This is a genomic window from Methylobacterium sp. C1 (assembly GCF_001854385.1).
GTDB classification, from domain to species: domain Bacteria; phylum Pseudomonadota; class Alphaproteobacteria; order Rhizobiales; family Beijerinckiaceae; genus Methylobacterium; species Methylobacterium radiotolerans.
Genome location: NZ_CP017640.1, coordinates 3,696,467 through 3,712,402, shown reverse-complemented (window position 1 = coordinate 3,712,402; position 15,936 = coordinate 3,696,467). Strand labels below are relative to the sequence as shown.

The following is a 15,936-nucleotide window of genomic DNA, read 5'->3' as shown; positions in this document are numbered from 1 at the left end:
ATCCGGTCCGATGAAGCTCCTCTACGCGCGAACCTCGCCCTATGTCCGCAAGGTCCTGGTCCTGGCCCACGAGACCGGTCAGGCCGAGGCGATCGAGATCGTTCCGGTCACGGCCACGCCGACAGAACGGAATCCCGAGACGGTGGGCCACAACCCGCTCGGCAAGATCCCGGCCCTGGTGCTGGCCGATGGAACCGCGCTGTTCGACAGCCGGGTGATCTGCGAGTACCTCGACGCGCGCTCCGTCGGTCCTCGCCTCTTCCCGGAGGGCGAGGCCCGTTGGGACGCGCTCGCCCGCCAAGCCCTCGCCGATGGGCTGCTCGATGCCGCGCTGCTGCTCCGCTACGAGCGCGTGATGCGGCCGGCCTCGTCGCGCTGGGATGCCTGGGAGGTGGGGCAGATCGCGAAGGTCGCCGGCGCCCTCGACCGGATCGAGGCGACCCACGTCGGGCCTGCGGGCGCGCTCGACATCGGCACGGTCGCCACGGCCTGCGCCCTCGGCTACCTCGATTTCCGCTTCTCCGACCTCGGCTGGCGCACCGGACGGCCCGCTGCGGCCGCGTGGTACGAGGCGTTCGCGCGGCGTCCGTCGATGCAGCGCACGAAGCCCGAGGATTGATGCGCGACCTCGAACGCGGCGCTCGCGCCCGCCTCCGGGCCCTCGGCGGCTTCGGATTTTCCGAACTACGACCCCAGCAAGTGCTTGTTGTTGAGACCGACCGGATTGCTATCCTCACTGCGCTCAAGCCTGAAGGCGGGCGCCACCGTTCGATCCCGGCGCGTCGCGCGGCCGGGTGCGTGCCCTCTGCCTGCCATGGCGGGCCGCCCTGTTCTCGGGGCGCCCCTCGGCGCCGCAGCGACAGGCAGCCTGCGCTCTTGCCCGAGGTAGGAACGACCCGATGACCGTCCACAAGCGGATCCGTCCCTTCAACACCCGCGACACCTATCCGGAGCAGCAGCTCGACAACGATCTCTGCCAGACCGTGGTGGCCCGGGGCCAGATGGTCTTCGTGCGCGGCCAGATCGGTCAGGACCTCGACAGCTCCGAGAGCGTCGCGATCGGCGACGCCGCCGGTCAGGCCGAGAAGGCGATGGCCAATATCGCGATGCTGCTGGAAGAGGCCGGATCGCGGCTCGAGCACATCTGCAAGATCACGATCTACCTCGTCGACCCGCGCTACCGCGAGCCGGTCTACCGCACGGTCGGCCGCTGGTTGAAGGGCGTCCATCCGGTCTCGACCGGGATCGTGGTCTCCGCGCTCGCACGGCCCGAGTGGCTGGTCGAGATCGACGCCATCGCGGTGATTCCGGAGGCGGCATGACGTTCTCGATCGTGGCGCGCTGCGCGTCGACCGGCATGTTCGGCGTCGCGGTCTCGTCCTCCTCACCCGCCGTCGCGGCGCGGTGCGCCCATGCCCGTGCGGGGATCGGCGCGGTCGCGAGCCAGAACGTGACCGACCCGCGGCTCGGCCGGCGCGCCCTGGACCTGATGGCGCTCGGCGCCGACGCCGAGGAGACCGTCGCCGTCCTGCGGCGGACCGGCGGCCCGATGGCGTACCGCCAAGTGCTCGTCGTGGACGCGGCTGGCGGCACGGCGATCCATTCCGGGCCCAAGGCGCTCGGGACCTGGGCCGAGGCGCGCGCCGAGAACGTCGCCTGCGGCGGCAACCTGCTGGCCGACGCGCGCGTGCCCGCCGCCATGGTCGAGGCTTTCCTCGGCACGTCCGGCCATCTCGGCGATCGTCTGCTCGTCGCGATGCGGGCGGCCCTCGCCGCCGGCGGGGAGGCCGGCCCGGTGCGGTCGGCCGGCCTGATGCTCGTGCGCGAGGTCGCGTGGCCCGTCGCGGACCTGCGCGTCGACTGGACGGAGGATTGCCCGATCGCCGGCCTCGCCGCGCTGTGGGACCTCTACCGGCCGCAGCTGGACGCCTACGTCACCCGCGCCCTCGACCCGGTCTCGGCCCCGAGCTACGGAGTCCCGGGCGACCTATGATCGAGGACGGGACGCGAGGCGGCATCGAGGTCGGGCCGGCCGCTCGCTGAAGGCAGCGAATGCGGTTCACCCTGCGCCAGCTCGAATACTTCATCGCCGCCGGCCAGACCGGCAGCATCACGCTCGCTTCCGAGCGCATCCACATCTCGCAGCCCTCGATCTCGACGGCCATCGCGCATCTGGAGCGGGAACTCTCCGTGCAGCTCTTCGTCCGTCACCACGCGCAGGGGCTCACGCTGACGCCGATCGGCCGCGAGGTGCTGCGCGAAGCCAAGGCCCTCGTGGAGCAGGCCGAGGGGCTCTACACCCTGGCGTCCGAGGCGGGGGGACAGGTGCGGGGGCCCCTCTCGCTCGGCTGCATGGTGACGCTCGCGCCGATGCTCGTGCCCGAACTCGCCCACGCCTTCACCACCGCCTTCCCGGCCACGCAGATCCGCTACGTCGAGGGCGACCAGGAACAGCTCATCGTCGGCCTGCGCCGCTCCGAGACCGAGGTCGTGCTGACCTACGACCTGCACGTGCCGGACGACATCCACTTCACCCCGCTCGTCGACCTGCCGCCGCACGTCCTGGTGGCGGAGGGGCACCCGCTGGCGGAGCAGGCCGCCGTCGCGATGACCGACATCGTGGACGAGCCGATGATCCTCCTCGACCTGCCGCTGAGCCGCGAATACTTCCTCGCCCTGTTCATGGCCGAGGGTCTGCAGCCGAAGATCGCCGCGCGCTCCGCCCACCAGGAGGTGGTGCGCACCATGGTGGCCAACGGCCACGGCTACACCCTGTTCAACGTGCGCCCGCGCTCCGACCTCGCGCTCGACGGGAAGCGGCTCCGGCGGGTGCGGCTCGCCGGCACGCACCGTCCGATGCGCATCGGCCTCGCGCGCCTGAAGCAGCTCAACCGCTCGCGCCTCGTGGAGGCCTTCGAGACCCACTGCCGGGCCTTCATCTCGGACGCCTACATCCCCGGCATGGTCGCGCCCGCCATCGAGCGGCGGGTACCGCGCTGAAGCCGTGCCCGGCGCGGCGAGCCCCCGAGGAACGTCCCGAGGAAATCCCCGAGGAAAGCCCGATGACCGCGCCGATCCCGATCCTGTTCCTGAACGGTCCGAACGCCAACCTGTACGGCCTCGACCCGAGCGGCACCTACGGCACGGAGAGCTTCCCCGTGCTCAAGGCGCGCTGCGAGCGGCACGCCGAGAGCGTCGGGGTCGGCCTCGATTTCCGTCAGTCGAACCACGAGGGCGTGCTCGTGGATTGGATCCAGGAGGCGCGGGGCACGGCCGCGGGCCTCGTCATCAACGCGGCCGGGCTCACCTACACCTCCGTTGCGATCCTCGACGCGCTGCTGGCCTTTCCCGGACCCATCGTCGAGGCTCACATGAGCAACATCTGGAAGCGGGAGCCTTTCCGTCACCATTCCTACGTCTCGCGGGCGGCGACCGGCGTGGTCGCGGGGCTCGGCGGCCTCGGCTACGAGCTCGCCATCACCGCCCTCGCCACCCTGGTGCGGGAGGCCCGCGCGTGACCGAGACCCTGGTCTTCGCGAGCGCCGTCGACCCGATCGAGCCCTGGCGCGCGGCGCTGGAGGCGCTGCTGCCGGACGTGCGCGTCAGGACGCCGGACGAGATCGGTCCGGGGGACGATGTCCGCTACGCGCTGGTCTGGAAGCCGCCGGCCGGCTTCTTCGCGCGGCATCCCGGCCTGCGGCTCGTCACCATCCTGGGCGCGGGCGCCGACGCGCTCGTCGGCCGGGACGACCTGCCCGACGTGCCGATCACCCGCCTGTCCGACCCCGAGATGGCACGGATGATGACCCACTACGTGCTGTTCGCGGTGCTGCGCTACGCCCGCGACATCCCGGCCTTCGAGGCGGCTCAGCGGGCCGGCCGCTGGCACTACGTCCATCCGCGCGAGGCCCGGGAAATCCGGGTCGGCGTGCTGGGCCTCGGCGAGCTCGGCGGCGCGGCGGCGCTCGAACTTGCGCGGCAGGGGTTCTCCGTCGCCGGCTGGTCGCGCACGCCGAAGGCGCTTCCCGGAGTCGACTGCCACGCGGGACCGGACGCGCTGATCCCGTTTCTCGCGCGGAGCCAGATCCTGGTGGTGATGCTGCCGCTGACCCCTGAGACCCGGCGCCTGGTCGGAGCGGCCGAGATCGCTGCGCTGCCGCGGGGCGCCGCGCTCATCAACGTGTCGCGCGGGGCCGTGATCGACGAGGCGGCGCTGGTTGCGGCTCTGGCGGCCGGCCACCTCGGCGGGGCGACGCTCGACGTGTTCGAGACCGAGCCGCTCGCGGCGGGACACCCGCTCTGGGGGATGGAGAGCGTCCTCGTCACGCCTCACCTCGCCTCGGTGGCGATCCCCGCCTCCGCGGCCCGGCAGATCGCCGAGAACATCCACCGGGTGCGCGCGGGCCGCGCGCCCGAGCACCGCGTGGACCTGACGCGGGGCTACTGAAAGGCTGGCACGGGCGATCTCACGGCCGACGGCCGTTTCCTGCGGCGGCTCCGGCCCGGTTCCGGCCCGTCAGGCCCGGGTATAGGCGTCGTAGTTGCGCTGGATGACGATGTGATCGGCGATGTGCTTCGCGTCCTGCCAGCAGCCGTAGATGAAGGCGGAGGCGCGGTTGGTCAGGTCGGGCAGGCCGAGGAAGTAGATGCCGTTCTCCGCGGAGACGCCGCGCTTGTGCAGGGGCATGCCCTGCTCGTCGAACGCGTCGACGTCGAGCCAGCTGAAATCGTACCGGAAGCCGGTCGCCCACAGGATGGTGCCGATGCCGGCTCTGCCCAAGTCGAGGCTGAGGATCGGCTCCTTGAGGCAGTCCGGGTCCTCGTAGCGCTGCCACGCCTCGGGCTCGGGCGGCAGGTCCATGCCCTTGCGCGCGATATAGGCGTCGGCGTCCCGGAGGACCTCGAAATAGGCCTCGTCGCCCTCGGCGATGTTCCGCACGAGGTCGTCCGCGAAGTGGAGCGTGCCGTTCTCGTAAGCCTGGGTCACGCCGACCAACGTGACGCCCATATGCGCCAGGCGCCGGAAATCGACGGTCCGGCCGCCCTCGTAGCCGCTCACCGCGAAGGCGACGTGGCGCTTCTTGCGCTTCGACTTGACTTCGTCCCAGAGGCCGAGCGCACCCAGCCACCAGCAGTAATCCCGCTGGCGATAGGCGCGGGGCGGCCGGTAGTGCTCGCCGACGGACAAGTAGACACGCCGTCCAGCCTTGCAGAGCTCCTCCGCGATCTGCGAGCCGGACGCGCCGCATCCGACGACCAGCACGGCGCCGTCCGCCAGCTGGCCCGGATTCTTGTACGCTGAGGAGTGTAACTGATGGACGGCCGCGTCCCCGGGAACGATGTCCGGGAACGAGGGCACTTGGAACGGCCCGGTCGCGGCAACGACGCGCCGCGCCTCGAAGATGCCGTCCGACGTCGTCACGGTGTAGCCGGGGCGACCCTGGCTGTGCCTGACGAGCCTGACCTCCACGCCGGTCCGTATGGGAGCCTCGATCATCGCGGCGTAATCGTTGAAGTATCTCGCGACGCGATCTTTGCCCGGAAAAGCGTCCGGATGCACATCCTCGAACTCTAGGTTCGGGAAGCGGTCGTGCCACGCCGGCCCGTTCGCCACGAGCGAGTCCCAGCGCATGGAGCTCCAGTTCTCCGCGATACGGCTCCGCTCCAGCACGATGTGCGGGATCTTCAATGCGCTGAGATGCTCGCTCATCGCGATCCCCGACTGGCCCGCTCCCACGACCAGGGTGTCGGTGGTTTCGACTGCCATGTCAGCTCCCGAAAGCTCGCAGACTCTTCAATCACGAGATCCGCCGGCGGCGTCGGAACCGGCAGGATTGGACCTGCTGTACGCGGGGTCGGCGACGGTGATTGGTGAGTCGGGTCTGCTGGAACGGGCCGCAGATGAGAAGTACGATTATCGTATGGTGTGCTTCGGAAAATGCGAATTGCTCATCCGAGCTGACGTCTGCGGTGCGCGGTCGTCCTGCCGGCGCGGGCGCGCGCGCTGAGATCCCGAGGCAACCGACCCCGACCGGTCGCCGAAAGCGGATGATCGCACGGCAACGTCCGAGCGCCCTCATCTCACCGCGTCCGCTCGCGAGCACCCAGGACGGCGACGGCCTCTGCCGATCCGCCGCGCCCCATTCGATCCTAGAGACGGCATGCGGTTCTTCCGAAGATCCCCTCTCGGGCACTCTCCGACTCGCGCCTGGGCCAAGCGAGCATCCACTCGCTCACGGTCGGGCGTCGCAGCGAACAGACCGGTATCGGCCAGGATCAGCCGGTTGCTCCGCGCCCGTCGGGAGGTTCGCCGGTCGCCCCCGGCAGCTCCCAAGCAGACCTCAGCCCGGCACGCGTTGCCGGATGCGAATGTCCCTTCCTGTCGATTCCGGATGCTGTGAGGGACGGATCCGTCCCCGACAGGGGTGCGGGCCCGAACCGAGCAAGTGTCGCTGGTCTCCCGCGCGATTCAGAGTGAATAGATCCCGCCTGAACACACCAGCCTGCGGGCTCAATATTTGAGCGACCGTGACGCACAATGAGGCGCCGCGTGACGTCTTTTTCCGCCGCCTCGGTTTGACAAATCACTGATTCGGAAATGATATACCGATATATCGCTAAGCGCCGCCGGGGGCGGGACAGCCTCGCCCACCCGTTCGGGTCAGGCCGCCGGCCTTCGGGCGGCGAAGAGTAGATCTCGAGCACGACAAGATCAGAGCGAATAGGGTTTTCACGGGTTCGATTTTTCCGCGCATGTCGTGGCAGTGTACGGAGCTTTCATGTCGAACATTCTTCGAGCCTTGCTCACGATATCGGTTCTCGCCCTGCCATCTGTCGGACAGGCGCAGCCCGTCTCGGGCGGTCGCGCCAACCTGATCGTTCAGCCGGAACCACCCAGCCTGATGCTCGGTCTCGTGACCAACGCGCCGACGCAGCTCGTGGCCGGGCAGATCTACGAAGGATTGCTGCGCTACGACGACAAGCTCAAGCCGTTGCCGTCCCTCGCGAAGAGCTGGGATATCTCCCCTGACGGACTGCGTTACACGTTCCACCTCAATCAAGGCGTGACGTGGCACGATGGAAAGCCATTCAGCTCCGCGGATGTCCTGTTCTCGGTCAACGAATTCCTGATGAAGACGCAGCCGCGTCACAGGAACACGATGACGCGTGTGGCCGATGTCGGTGCGCCGGACGATCACACGGTGGTCTTCACCCTCAAGGAGCCCTTCGAGCCCTTCATCCGCAGCTTCGCCTTCTGGGTGATGCCGATGGTGCCCAAACATATCTACGCGGGTACCGACTACGCCTCCAACCCGGCGAACGACAGGCCGATCGGCACCGGGCCGTTCAAGTTCGAGAGCTGGCGGAAGGGGAGCGCGATCCACCTCGTGAAGAACGAGGCTTACTATCTAGCGGGCAAGCCGTATCTTCAGGACATCTACTATCACGTCATCCCGGACGGCGCCTCGCGCGCCGTTGCCTACGAGACCGGCAAGGTCGACGTGCTGCCGGGCGGGTCGGTCGAGAATTTCGACGTGCCGCGGCTGACGGCCCTGAAGAACACCTGCGTCTCGCAGAAGGGTCAGGAGTTCGACTCGCCCCTGTCGTTTCTCTGGCTCAACAACCGGAAGCCGCCGATGAACGACGTGCGGTTCCGCCAGGCGGTCATGTACGCCATGGACCGGCAGTTCGCCCTCGACGTCCTGTGGAACGGGATCGGCAAGGTCGCCACCGGTCCGATCGCCGGGACGACGCCGTTCTACAAGTCCGTCCAGCCGCAGTATCCGCACGATCCGAAGAAGGCGAAGGCGCTGCTCGCCGAGATGCACTACGACGGCAAGCCGCTGAAGCTGCTGCCGCTTCCCTACGGCGAGACGTGGCAGCGCTGGGCGGAGGCGGTGAAGCAGAATCTCGGCGAGGTCGGCATCCCCGTCGAGATCCAGGCCACCGACGTGGCGGGCTGGAACCAGCGCGTGTCCCAATGGGACTACGACATGGCCTTCACCTTCCTGTTCCAGAACGGCGACCCGGCCCTCGGCGTCGAGCGGAACTACATCACCTCGCAGATCTCCAAGGGCAATCCCTGGAACAACGTCGAGGGTTACTCGAACCCGACCGTGGACGCGCTGTTCGCCAAGGCGGCGCTGGCGACGCCGGCCGAGAAGCGCCAGGATCTCTACGACGAGGTCCAGAAGGCGGTTCAGGCCGACGTGCCCGTGGCGTGGCTGCTCGATCTGCGCTTCCCGGTCATCTACCGGTGCAACGTCCAGGACCTGATCACCACCGCCAACGGTCTCAACGACTCGCTGCGCGACACGTGGATCAAGCGCTGACGGCGCCGGACCGGCCCGCACGACGCCTCATCCAGCGGCCCCGATCGCGGGGCCCCGTCCGACCCCGAGCCGCCGGCCGTTCCGGCGGGGCTCCCGCGCGCGGAGGACCACACCCGTCATGCCCCGCTTCATCGCCTCGCGCCTGGGCAAGATGGCGCTCATCCTGGTCGGGATCGTCATCCTCAACTTCGCGCTCATCCACGCGGCGCCGGGGGATCCGGCCTCGGTGATGGCGGGCGAGGCCGGCGATGCCGACGCCGCCTTCCTGCAGCAGTTGCGCGAGCGCTTCGGCCTCGATCGGCCGCTCCCGATCCAGCTCCTGACCTACCTCGCGAACGTCCTGCGGCTCGACTTCGGCTATTCCTACCGCCAGGGCATGCCGGTGATCGACCTGATCGCCGACCGGCTGCCCGCCACCCTGCTCCTGTCGGGCTCGGCCTTCCTGATCTCCCTCGTCCTCGGCGTGGCGGCCGGGGCGCTGGCGGCCTCGCGCCAGGGCAAGATCTCCGACTCCGTCATCTCGACCCTCGCCCTTCTCTTCTACGCCACGCCGCTGTTCTGGCTGGCGCTGATGGCGGTGCTGCTGTTCTCGGTGCAGCTCGGGTGGTTTCCCGGCTTCGGCTACGAGAGCGTCGGCTCCGGCTATAGCGGCCTCGAACGGGCGGCCGATATCCTTCATCACCTCGTGCTGCCGGCCCTGACGCTCGGCCTGTTCTTCATGGCGGTCTACGCCCGCATGACCCGGGCCTCCGTGCTGGAGGTGAGCCGGCTGGACTTCGTGCGGACCGCCCGCGCGAAGGGACTGCGTCCCCGCGTCGTGCTGGTCCGCCACATCCTGCGCAACGCCATCCTCCCGGTCGTGACACTGGCGGGCCTCCAGGCGGGGCAACTCGTCGGCGGCGCCGTGCTGATCGAGACCGTCTTCGCGTGGCCGGGCATCGGCCGGCTGATGTTCGAGGCCCTCGAGCAGCGCGACTACAACCTCCTCCTCGGTATCTTCGTCGTCTCCGCCGCGATGGTGCTGGCCTTCAACCTCATCACCGACATCCTCTACCGGCTGGTGGATCCCCGTATCGGAGCTGCGGCATGACGGCGTTCTGGGCCCGATACGCCCGCAACCGCGGCGCGGTGGTGGGAATCGTCATCCTCGTCCTGGTGCTCGTCCTGGCGATCGCGGCGCCGGCGCTCTACCCGCGCTCCCCCTGGGCGATGGTGCAGCGCCCGTTCCTGCCGCCCTTCACCAACGGCGGCTACCCGCTGGGCACCGACACGATGGGCCGGGATATCGCCTCCGCGGTGGCCCACGGGGCCGGGGTGTCGCTGCTGGTCGGCTTCGTCTCGACCCTCGCGGCCCTGCTGATCGGCATCCCGATCGGGGCCGTCGCGGGCTACTTCGGTGGCCGGGTCGACGACCTGCTGATGCGCTTCACCGAGTTCTTCCAGAGCGTGCCGAACTTCGCCCTCGCGGTGGTGCTGGTGGCGATCTTCCGGCCGAGCCTCGTCTCGATCGTCACGGCCATCGCGATTGTGAGCTGGCCGCCGGTGGCCCGGCTCCTGCGCGGCGAGGTGATGGCGCTGCGCGGGCGGGAATTCGTGCAGGCCGCGGTGCTGTCGGGCCAGCGCAGCGGCCCGATCATCCTGCGGCAGATCCTGCCCAACACGCTCTCGCCGGTCATCGTCCTCGGCACCATGATGGTGGCGGCCGCCATCCTGCTGGAGAGCGCCCTGTCGTTCATGGGGCTCGGCGACCCCAACATCATGTCGTGGGGCTACGTCATCGGCGCCGGGCGCACGGTGATCCGGCAGGCGTGGTGGGTGAGCCTCTTTCCCGGCGTCGCGATCCTCCTGACGGTGCTCGCCCTGAACCTCGTCGGCGAGGGGCTGAACGACGCCCTCAACCCGCGCCTGTCGCGCAGGACGCGATGAGGGGCGCAGCCATGACCGTCGCCCCCCGAAACCACGCGCCCCAAAACCACGCCCCCGGCGAGCCGGTCCTCGTCGTCGAGAAGCTCGCCGTCGCCCTGCCGTCCGGCGCGGACCGCCCCTACGCCGTCGACCGGGTCAGCCTCACGCTGAGGGCCGGCGAGATCCTCTGCATCGTCGGCGAGAGCGGCTCGGGCAAGTCGATGTCGGCCAACGCCGCGATGGGCCTTCTGCCGGAGACGGTGCGGCTGGTCGGCGGCCGGATCCTCCTCGGCGGGACCGACCTGCTCACCCTCGACGAGGCGGAGCTCTACGCGATGCGCGGGCGGCGCATCGCGATGATCTTCCAGGAGCCGATGACGGCCCTCAACCCGCTGATGCGGATCGAGGCGCAGATCGCCGAGGTCTTCGCCGCGCACGGCCTGCTGACGCCCCGGACGCGCCGGAGCCGGGCCCTCGAACTGCTGGCCGAGGTCGGCCTGCCCGACCCGGCGCGCGCCGCCGCCGCGTACCCGTTCCAGCTTTCGGGCGGCCAGCGGCAGCGCGTGATGATCGCTATGGCGCTGGCCCTCGAACCGCAGGTGCTGATCGCCGACGAGCCGACCACGGCCCTCGACGTCACCACGCAGGCGCAGATCCTGCGCCTGATCCGCGATCTCCAGGCCCGGCGCGGCATGGCGGTGATGTTCATCACCCACGATTTCGGCGTGGTCGCCGAGATCGCCGACCGGGTGGCGGTGATGCAGCACGGCCGGATCGTCGAGGAGGGCCGCGCCGCGGACGTCCTCGAGCGGCCGCAGCACCCCTATACCGCCAAGCTGATCGCCGCGATCCCCGACATGGAGGCCGGGGCCGGCCGGGCGGCGCGGGCGGCGCCCCGGGACTCGGTCCTCGACGTCGAGGGTCTGACCAAGAGCTACACGCTCGGCGGCGGCCTGTTCCGGGCGCCCCGGACGGTCGCGGCGGTGCGCGACGTCACGTTCACCCTCGTCCGCGGCGAGACCCTGGGCATCGTCGGCGAGAGCGGATCGGGCAAGTCCTCGGTGGGGCGGTGCCTCGTGCGGCTCCAGGACCCGGACGGGGGACGGGTGCGCCTCGGCGGCATCGACATGGCCGGCCTGTCGGGCGAGGCCCTGCGGCAGGCGCGGCGGCGGATCCAGATGGTCTTCCAGGATCCCTACGGCTCGCTGAACCCGCGGGTGCGCGTCGGGCGGGCCATCGCCGACGGCCCGATCGCCTACGGCGAGGATGTCGGGACCGCCCTGAAGGCCGCGTCCGCGCTCCTCGAGCGCGTCGGCCTCGATGCCTCGGCGGCGGACCGCTACCCCCACGAGTTCTCCGGGGGGCAGCGCCAGCGCATCGGCATCGCCCGGGCCCTGGCGCTCAAGCCCGAGATCATCGTGGCCGACGAGGCGGTCAGCGCCCTCGACGTCTCGATCCAGGCCCAGATCCTCGACCTCCTCGACGAATTGAAGCGGGAGCTGCACCTCTCGCTCCTGTTCATCACCCACGACCTGCGGGTGGCGGCCAAGATCTGCGACCGCGTGATGGTGATGGAGAAGGGCGCCGTCGTGGAGATCGGGCCGGGGCCCGAGATCTTCTCGAACCCGCGCGAGCCCTACACGCGCAGCCTCGTGGCGGCGATCCCCGGCCGCAGACCGCGCACGACGCCGCTGGAGGCGCCCGCTTCCGCGCCCTCTGCCTCCGTCTCCCTCGCCTCCGTTTCCCTTGCCCCCGTTCCCCTTCCGGCCGCGATCAGGACACCCGTCTGATGACCTTCATGCCCAACTCCGTCGAGGCGCGCGACATCGCCTACCAGCTCCATCCGCTGGTCGACCTGCGCAACTACGACAAGACCGGTGCGCTCGTGATCGAGCGGGGGGAGGGGATCTACGTCTACGACAATGCCGGCCGACGCTACATCGAGGGGCTGGCGGGTCTCTGGTCGGTCGCCGTGGGCTTCGGCGAGCGGCGCCTGTCGGACGCCGCCAAGCGGCAGATGGACCAGCTCTCGTACTACCACATCTTCGCGCACAAGACGCACGGCCCCTCGGTCGACCTCGCCGAGAAGCTGATCAGCCTGGCGCCGGTCCCGATGTCGAAGGTGCACTTCACCTCCTCCGGGTCCGAGGCCAACGACCTCGTCGTCAAGCTGGCGTGGTACCGCTCGAACGCGCTGGGCAAGCCGGAGAAGAAGAAGATCATCGGCCGCCTGAAGGGCTATCACGGCGTCACCATCGCGGCGGGCTCGATCACCGGCCTTCCGCGCAACCACGAGAGCTTCGACCTGCCGCTCGACCGGATGCGGCACGTCTCCTGCCCCGACTACGCGGGGTCGGCCCTGCCGGGCGAGAGCGAGGCCGCGTTCTCCCGACGCATGGCGGACGAGCTCGAGAAGCTGATCCTGGCCGAGGGGCCGGACACCGTGGCGGCCTTCTTCGGCGAGCCGGTGATGGCCTCGGGCGGGGTCTACGTCCCGCCGGAGAACTACTGGGCGGAGATCCAGGCGGTGCTGCGCCGCTACGACGTGCTGCTGGTGGCCGATGAGGTGATCTGCGGCTTCGGGCGCACGGGGGCGATGTTCGGCTGCGAGACCTTCGGCATCGAGCCGGACGTGATGGTGCTCTCGAAGCAGATCTCCTCCTCGTACATGCCCCTCTCGGCGATCCTGATGAACGCGAACTTCTACGAGCCGATCGCCGACGAATCCGCCCGGCTCGGCGTGCTCGGCCACGGCTACACGGCCTCGGGCCATCCCGTCGCCAGCGCGGTGGGCCTGGAGAACATCCGGATCATCGAGGAGCGCGACCTCGTGGGGAATTGCCGGCGCCTGAGCCCGCTCTTCCTCGAGCGGCTGGCGGGGCTCGCCGAGCATCCCCTGGTGAAGACGTGGCGCGGCGTCGGCCTGATCGGGGCCCTCGAGCTGAAGCCCGCGACGGCACCCGGCGCGAAGCCCGGCGCGGCCGGTGCCGCGATCCAGGCCGCCGCCCTCGAACAGGGGGTGATCGCCCGCGCCATCGGCGATTCCCTGTGCTTCTGCCCGCCGCTGATCATCACGGCGGAGCAGATCGGCGCGATGTTCGACGCCGTCGGCCGTGCCCTCGACACGATCGCCGCGTGAGCCCGATGGACCAGATCCGCACGACCCGGACCGATCTCGGCGAGATGGACGCGGTGGAGCTCGGGGCGCTGTTCGCGTCCGGCCGGGTCTCGCCGGTGGAGGCCGCGCAGGCGGCGCTGGCACGCATCGAGCGGTTCAACCCGCAGGTGAATGCCTTCGCGTATGTCGCGCCCGAACCGGCGCTCGAGGCCGCGCGGGCCTCGGAGGCGCGCTGGGCGAAGGGCGAGGCGCTGAGCCCGATCGACGGGGTGCCGACGACGATCAAGGAACTGACCGCCGTCAAGGGCATCCCGTGGCGGCGGGGCTCGAAGCTCACCGGCGAGGCCCCGGCCACCGACGAGATCCTGGTGATGCGGCGCCTGCGCGCCGCCGGGGCGGTCATCCTCGGCACGACCACGTCGCCGGAATTCGGCTGGAAGGGCGTGACCCACGGCCCGGCCTTCGGCAACACCGTCAATCCCTGGGGCACCGATCGGGCCTCGGGGGGCTCCTCGGGCGGGGCCGGCGTCGCCGCCGCCCTGAACATGGGCGTGCTGCACGAGGGATCCGACGGGGCGGGCTCGATCCGCATCCCGTCGTCGTTCTGCGGCGTCTTCGGGATCAAGCCGACCTTCGGCTGGCTGGCCACCGACGCGCCGACGCCGCTGCGGGACATGGCCCATCGCGGCCCGCTCACCCGGACGGTGGCGGATTCCGCCCTGTTCCTGAACGCCGTCACGGGCCCGTCCCCGGACGGCCTGTACGGCGACTGCCCGAGCCCCGTCCCGGACTGGACGGAGGCCGCCCGCGGCGGCGTCGCGGGCCTGCGCATCGGCTACAGCCGGACCTTCGGCTACGCCCGCGTCGATCCCGAGGTCGCCGCCGCGGTGGACCGGGCCGCCGCCCGCCTCGCCGCGATGGGCGCCGTCGTCGAGGAGGCCGATCCCGGCTTCGCCTCGCCCCTGGAGGCGCTGCGGGTGATCTGGTTCTCCGCCATGGCGGTCCTCGTGGATCGCTTCGCCCCCACCGAGACGGATCGCGCGCGCATGGATCCCGGATTCGTCGCCGTCGCCGAGATCGGGCGCCGCACCAGCGCGGCGGACCTCCTGGCGGCGGAGCAGGTCCGGGCCGAGCTGAAGGTCACGATGGCGCGCTTCCACGCGCGCTACGACCTGCTCCTCTCCCCGACCATGCCGGTCACCGCGATCCCGGCGGGCATCGACTTCCCCGAGGGGCAGGGCATGACCGACTGGACCGACTGGAGCCCCTTCACCTACCCGTTCAACATGACCGGCCAGGCCGCACTCTCGGTGCCCTGCGGCTTCGATTCGGGCGGCCTGCCGATCGGGCTGCAGATGGTCGCCGCCCGGTTCCGGGACGACCTCGTCCTGCGGGCCGCCGCGGCCTACCAAGCCGCCTACCCGGAGGCGTTCCCGGACGCCCCTGTGGTCCGGCCCGCCTGAGGGCGCAGGGCGCGCCGGTCTCGAAGCACCTGTCTGGATCCCCGATGTCCCATCCCACGATCGACGCCCCCGAGAGCGGCATCGGCGCCGGCCTGTCGGTCGTGGCCGAGCCGGTCGATGCCCGCACCGCCGAGGGCATCGCCGCCGCGCATTACGGCATCGCCGGCGCGGCGTCGTGGCTCGCGGGGGAGAAAGATTCAAACTTTCGCCTCGATGCGGGGGCGGGGATCGCCTACTTCCTGAAGATCCTGAGCCCCGGCGAGGATCCCGCGGTGTCCCGCCTGCACAGCAACGCCCTGATCCACGTCGCGCGGGCCGCGCCGGACCTGCCGCTGCCGCGCATCGTGCCGACCCGCGCGGGCGAGCCCGACGCGCGCATCACCGTCGCGCCGGAGGATCTCCGCACCGTGCGGCTCACCACCTTCACCCCGGGGCGCTCGCAGGCCGCCGGCCCCCGGACCGACGGGCAGCGCCGGGCGGCCGGGGCGCTGCTGGCCCGCCTCCAGGGTGCGCTTGAGGGCTTCACGGACCCGGCGGCGGACCACGTCTCCTCCTGGGACCTGCGACATGCCGGGCGGCTGCGCGCCGTGCTCGACGTCTTCCCCGAGGGCGGGCAGCGCGACCGCCTCGCCGGCATCCTCGACGCGTTCGCCGCGCGGATCGTGCCCGCCCTGCCGGACCTGCCGCATCAGGTGGTCCACAACGACCTCGGCGGCGACAACATCCTCGTCGATCCCGACGATCCGGACCGGATCACCGGGGTGATCGATTTCGGCGACACGGTCCGCACGGCCCGGATGTTCGACGTGGCGATCGCGGCGGCCTACCAGCTCGGCCTCGATGCCCATCCCCTCGGGCCGGCCCTGGCCTTCCTGCGGGGCTACGCCTCGGTCGCGAGGTTGTCGGAGGCCGAGGTCGCGCTGCTGCCGACGGCGATCCGGACGCGGATGGCCCTGCGCCTCCTGATCCCGGAATGGCGCGCCCGCCGCTTCCCCGAGCGCCGGGACTACCTCACCCGCAACAGCGCCGGCGTCTGGGAGCAGTTCCGGCACCTCGACGACCTGGCGCCGGAGGCGATGGATGCGGCGATCGCCGAGGCCTGTCGTTCCTGAGGCCA

Annotated in this window: 14 protein-coding genes; 13 read left to right on the top strand and 1 reads right to left on the bottom strand. The window is 70.5% G+C overall.

The genetic code is table 11. The features are described from left to right. Positions 1–10 precede the first annotated feature (10 nt). The 6 genes from BKE41_RS17240 to BKE41_RS17215 all read left to right on the top strand — a co-directional run bounded on the left by BKE41_RS17240 (position 11) and on the right by BKE41_RS17215 (position 4,447). Positions 11–619, top strand: coding sequence for a glutathione S-transferase N-terminal domain-containing protein (locus BKE41_RS17240; RefSeq protein WP_070999889.1), 609 nt, complete (start codon positions 11–13; stop codon positions 617–619). Between the two features lie 280 nt (positions 620–899). Continuing rightward, complete coding sequence (locus BKE41_RS17235; protein ID WP_024829447.1) at positions 900–1,322, top strand: RidA family protein; 423 nt, start codon at positions 900–902, stop codon at positions 1,320–1,322. After that, entirely contained in the window at positions 1,319–1,993 is a 675-nt protein-coding gene (locus BKE41_RS17230) for a DUF1028 domain-containing protein (protein ID WP_012320170.1), read from the top strand. The genes BKE41_RS17235 and BKE41_RS17230 overlap by 4 nt, the downstream gene beginning before the upstream one ends. A 59-nt stretch (positions 1,994–2,052) precedes the next feature. Then, the gene (locus BKE41_RS17225) at positions 2,053–3,000 is read left to right on the top strand and encodes a LysR family transcriptional regulator (RefSeq protein WP_012320169.1); all 948 of its coding nucleotides are present in this window, start codon (positions 2,053–2,055) and stop codon (positions 2,998–3,000) included. A gap of 62 nt (positions 3,001–3,062) precedes the next feature. Next, positions 3,063–3,518: a type II 3-dehydroquinate dehydratase gene (locus BKE41_RS17220; protein WP_058607671.1), complete on the top strand. Its 456-nt coding sequence runs from the start codon at positions 3,063–3,065 to the stop codon at positions 3,516–3,518. Beyond that, positions 3,515–4,447, top strand: a complete 933-nt coding sequence (locus tag BKE41_RS17215) for a glyoxylate/hydroxypyruvate reductase A (protein WP_083374376.1) — start codon at positions 3,515–3,517, stop codon at positions 4,445–4,447. The genes BKE41_RS17220 and BKE41_RS17215 overlap by 4 nt, the downstream gene beginning before the upstream one ends. A gap of 69 nt (positions 4,448–4,516) precedes the next feature. On the opposite strand, the gene BKE41_RS17210 is transcribed toward BKE41_RS17215, so the two are convergent. Beyond that, positions 4,517–5,767 carry an NAD(P)/FAD-dependent oxidoreductase gene (locus tag BKE41_RS17210; protein ID WP_043074072.1) on the bottom strand — a complete coding sequence of 417 codons (1,251 nt, stop codon included), beginning with the start codon at positions 5,765–5,767 and terminating at the stop codon, positions 4,517–4,519. Positions 5,768–6,779: 1,012 nt separating this feature from the next. Between BKE41_RS17210 and BKE41_RS17205 the strand changes: the two genes are divergently transcribed. The 7 genes from BKE41_RS17205 to BKE41_RS17175 all read left to right on the top strand — a co-directional run bounded on the left by BKE41_RS17205 (position 6,780) and on the right by BKE41_RS17175 (position 15,931). Next, a complete protein-coding gene (locus tag BKE41_RS17205; protein ID WP_012320165.1) occupies positions 6,780–8,333 on the top strand; it encodes an ABC transporter substrate-binding protein in 1,554 nt (517 codons plus the stop codon). 118 nt (positions 8,334–8,451) lie between these two features. Then, positions 8,452–9,423, top strand: coding sequence for an ABC transporter permease (locus BKE41_RS17200; protein WP_024829453.1), 972 nt, complete (start codon positions 8,452–8,454; stop codon positions 9,421–9,423). Next, entirely contained in the window at positions 9,420–10,259 is an 840-nt protein-coding gene (locus BKE41_RS17195; protein WP_012320163.1) for an ABC transporter permease, read from the top strand. The genes BKE41_RS17200 and BKE41_RS17195 overlap by 4 nt, the downstream gene beginning before the upstream one ends. Positions 10,260–10,270: 11 nt before the next feature. Beyond that, complete coding sequence (locus tag BKE41_RS17190) at positions 10,271–12,028, top strand: ABC transporter ATP-binding protein (protein ID WP_070999888.1); 1,758 nt, start codon at positions 10,271–10,273, stop codon at positions 12,026–12,028. Then, positions 12,028–13,377, top strand: coding sequence for an aspartate aminotransferase family protein (locus BKE41_RS17185; protein ID WP_024829456.1), 1,350 nt, complete (start codon positions 12,028–12,030; stop codon positions 13,375–13,377). The genes BKE41_RS17190 and BKE41_RS17185 overlap by 1 nt, the downstream gene beginning before the upstream one ends. A 5-nt stretch (positions 13,378–13,382) precedes the next feature. Continuing rightward, the gene (locus BKE41_RS17180) at positions 13,383–14,819 is read left to right on the top strand and encodes an amidase (RefSeq protein WP_012320160.1); all 1,437 of its coding nucleotides are present in this window, start codon (positions 13,383–13,385) and stop codon (positions 14,817–14,819) included. Positions 14,820–14,863: 44 nt separating this feature from the next. Continuing rightward, complete coding sequence (locus BKE41_RS17175; protein WP_070999887.1) at positions 14,864–15,931, top strand: phosphotransferase; 1,068 nt, start codon at positions 14,864–14,866, stop codon at positions 15,929–15,931. Positions 15,932–15,936 lie beyond the last annotated feature (5 nt).

Coding starts and splice junctions, on each gene's coding strand:
- BKE41_RS17240 (WP_070999889.1), top strand. CDS start 11: ATGAAGCTCCTCTACGCGCGAACCTCGCCCTATGTCCGCAAGGTCCTG.
- BKE41_RS17235 (WP_024829447.1), top strand. CDS start 900: ATGACCGTCCACAAGCGGATCCGTCCCTTCAACACCCGCGACACCTAT.
- BKE41_RS17230 (WP_012320170.1), top strand. CDS start 1,319: ATGACGTTCTCGATCGTGGCGCGCTGCGCGTCGACCGGCATGTTCGGC.
- BKE41_RS17225 (WP_012320169.1), top strand. CDS start 2,053: ATGCGGTTCACCCTGCGCCAGCTCGAATACTTCATCGCCGCCGGCCAG.
- BKE41_RS17220 (WP_058607671.1), top strand. CDS start 3,063: ATGACCGCGCCGATCCCGATCCTGTTCCTGAACGGTCCGAACGCCAAC.
- BKE41_RS17210 (WP_043074072.1), bottom strand. CDS start 5,767: ATGGCAGTCGAAACCACCGACACCCTGGTCGTGGGAGCGGGCCAGTCG.
- BKE41_RS17205 (WP_012320165.1), top strand. CDS start 6,780: ATGTCGAACATTCTTCGAGCCTTGCTCACGATATCGGTTCTCGCCCTG.
- BKE41_RS17200 (WP_024829453.1), top strand. CDS start 8,452: ATGCCCCGCTTCATCGCCTCGCGCCTGGGCAAGATGGCGCTCATCCTG.
- BKE41_RS17195 (WP_012320163.1), top strand. CDS start 9,420: ATGACGGCGTTCTGGGCCCGATACGCCCGCAACCGCGGCGCGGTGGTG.
- BKE41_RS17190 (WP_070999888.1), top strand. CDS start 10,271: ATGACCGTCGCCCCCCGAAACCACGCGCCCCAAAACCACGCCCCCGGC.
- BKE41_RS17185 (WP_024829456.1), top strand. CDS start 12,028: ATGACCTTCATGCCCAACTCCGTCGAGGCGCGCGACATCGCCTACCAG.
- BKE41_RS17180 (WP_012320160.1), top strand. CDS start 13,383: ATGGACCAGATCCGCACGACCCGGACCGATCTCGGCGAGATGGACGCG.
- BKE41_RS17175 (WP_070999887.1), top strand. CDS start 14,864: ATGTCCCATCCCACGATCGACGCCCCCGAGAGCGGCATCGGCGCCGGC.